Source organism: Rothia sp. HMSC069D01, assembly GCF_001810135.1.
GTDB lineage: Bacteria > Actinomycetota > Actinomycetes > Actinomycetales > Micrococcaceae > Rothia.
Window position 1 is genome coordinate 588,836 of the sequence record NZ_KV800108.1, and the last position, 2,737, is coordinate 591,572.

Below are 2,737 nucleotides of genomic sequence, written 5' to 3' on the forward strand. Positions count from 1 at the left end.
TACCGTCTGGCGGGTTCCCCGAAGGTTGAGCTGCCTGCTTTTAGCCCGTACGCGGATGTGGCAACAAGCGACCCGGACTACGCCGCGTACATTTGGGCTCGTCAGAAGGGCATTACCTTCGGCTGGGCGGATGGCAAGTTCCACCCGGAGGCGAAGCTTTCGACCCCGTCGACGGTGGCGTTTATGTACAGGTATCAGAAGGCGATGGGTAAGGTCACGCCGAAGGCGCCGACCTCTGCCTCGTTGCCGCGTAGCTCGTCTGTGCCGGGTAACCAGGACGCGCCTCGGAGTGCTGGCGGTTGGCAACATAAGGTTCGTCAGGGTAGCGCTTTCTGGCGTGAGGCTCAGTGGGCTGTTGATCACCACATGTGGGGTTACCGCGTTGATGGGGAATACGTCTATGAGGACTTTGATAGGTCTTTCGTTTCCTCTGGTGATTTGAAGTTGATGCTGTACCGCATGGAGCACGGCGGCAGCCACCTCAAGTAGCGCCCGGTCGTGGTGAGGGGTAACCGGTGGGCTGGGATGCTCGACATAGTTCGGCTTTTCAGCCCACCGGTGCCGCCCCTCCTATTCGTTTCTCCAGAACGCTTCTTCTCCCCTATTCTGGGGATTCTTTTCACGCTTTATCCGCTCAACTTCTTCACTTGCTTCGTCTACTCGCTCGCTTCACTCACCGTACAGTTTTTTGTAGATGGGATAATGATGTCTTCATTCTTCACACCACGAGGCGCCCGGTGCCGCTCAACTGCGCCGCGCCACCCGGCGAGCGCCCGCGCGCTCAGCCTGTCATTACTGCTGGGTTTGAGCCCGCTTGCCGGTATCACCCCGGCGGCACTCGCAACGCCGGCACAGGCTACACCTGAGCAGCAGGCGCAGCCGGCGCAGGCGACCCCCGCCTCCCCCGCTGCAACTCAAGAAGATGCTGACGAACCCACGTATTCGCTTCCGGAGGTAGATGAATCTCGCCATCCTGAAATGGAAGGGTTTACAGTCTCTCCCGAGACTCTCAACATTACTCGAGGAGGCACCGTCACGCTGACGACGCCTCCGCTCAGTGCTGAATTCCGTCAGAATTACGAATTCTACGAATTTTCTCTGGTTGATCGCGGTTCTTCGTACTTCAAAGCCGCGCATGCCCGCATTGACGGATATGCCTACTTTGGCTACCTCTTTGACCGTGAGCCCAACCCGAAGCAGATGGTAGAAAACCCAGACGGGAGCTACACCTTCTTCCTCAATATTGGGCCGTACATTATTGAGGCTAATGAAGGCACTCTTTTCGACGTCATTTTGACGTACCACAAGAAGGGCCACCGGGAGGATTTTTGGCCGTCCGAATTCCGTTTTGTGGCGCGTGCACCTATTAATGTTGTGCAGGACCCTAAGCCGACTGAGACGACGTACATTTTCAGTGTGCCCGCAATTGATGACCCGTGGAAGGATACGACTCTGACGATTGAGGGGTTCCATATCCTTACGAGCGGTAGTCGAGAGGGCAAGGATGGCCCCGCGCTTCTGGCTTTTTATGAAGTCGACCCGAAGACCGGAAAGATTGTAGGCGAACCAGAATTCACCACTCGGATTCCGTACCCGGCTTCCCGTAGTGGAGAGCGCGTTTATTTCCTGAATTGGCATTTTAAGACGTCTATTACGATTCCTGGGGGAACGCTTAAGCCGGGTAAGGTCTATAAGATTGGTTTCTACGGTAAAGACCGTCCGGAGGATGAGAATTACCCCGGTGAGTTGCTGAATGATGTTGCAGATTTCATCCCGGTACGTTCGCTTAATAAGGAATCGGCTAGCCCTGAGATGTTTCTGAAGGCTACGACGGTGAGCCCTTATGATGAGGAAAATATCCTTCAGGTACGCGCCGTCGGCTTGAAGAAGCAGCCTGGGGTCTCTTACCGTTTCTCGATGCAGCATGTTGACGCGCAGGGACTTCTGGCCAGTCAGAAAACGCTGGTGCAGGAGATTGCTGCTGAGAACATCCATGACGGCACGGTGGATGAGAAGCTGAACGTCCCCGGTGCGCCGCTGAATTATGACGGCTCGTACAGGCTCTTCTTGGAAAAGGTGACTGCCGGCAAGGACGGTACGGTTGAGTCGGTTGAGCAGCTTACTTCGAAGGATCTACAGCTGCAGTTTACGAAGAATAAGGAGGTCAACGCCGCCTGGGCATGGTTTAAGCGCCGTCAGGTTCTTCCTGAGTTTTCTTCTTTGAGTGAGGGACGCGATATGACGCGCCGCGATGTGACGGTGGCATTGTACCGCCTGGCGGGTTCCCCGAAGGTTGAGCTTCCGGCGACGAGCCCTTATGGAGATATCGCTCCGGATGATCCGGACTACGCCGCGTATATTTGGGCTCGTCAGAAGGGCATTACGTTCGGTTGGGCGGATGGGAATTTCCACCCGGAGATGAACATGCACAATTATTCGACGGCGGCGTTCCTGTATAGGTATCAGCGTTCGCGCGGTAAGGTGTCTCCCGGCTTGCCGACTGCCGCACCGCAGTCTCGTAACGGTAGCCTGCCGGGGTCGGATGAATCTGAGGTGAGCGCTAACCCATGGGTTCTGGATTTGGAGGAGGGTAGCGCTTTCTGGCGTGAATCTCGGTGGGCTGTTCAGCAACGCATTTGGGGCTACACCGGGGATTGGGAACACGAACGCTTTTTCATGGAGACAACGTCCGTCTATGACTTGGCGTTGATGCTGTACCGCATGGAGCACGGCGGCA

The 2,737-nt window shown here is 56.0% G+C and carries 2 protein-coding genes; both read left to right on the forward strand.

Features of this window, described 5'->3' with window-relative positions; translation table 11 throughout:
• A partial coding sequence (locus HMPREF2710_RS06840) for an S-layer homology domain-containing protein (RefSeq protein WP_210388905.1) occupies nucleotides 1-489 on the forward strand: 489 nt, incomplete at its 5' end.
• 36 nt (nucleotides 490-525) lie between these two features.
• The coding region (locus HMPREF2710_RS06845) for a superoxide dismutase (RefSeq protein ID WP_246824547.1) at nucleotides 526-2,737 on the forward strand (2,212 nt) is incomplete at its 3' end.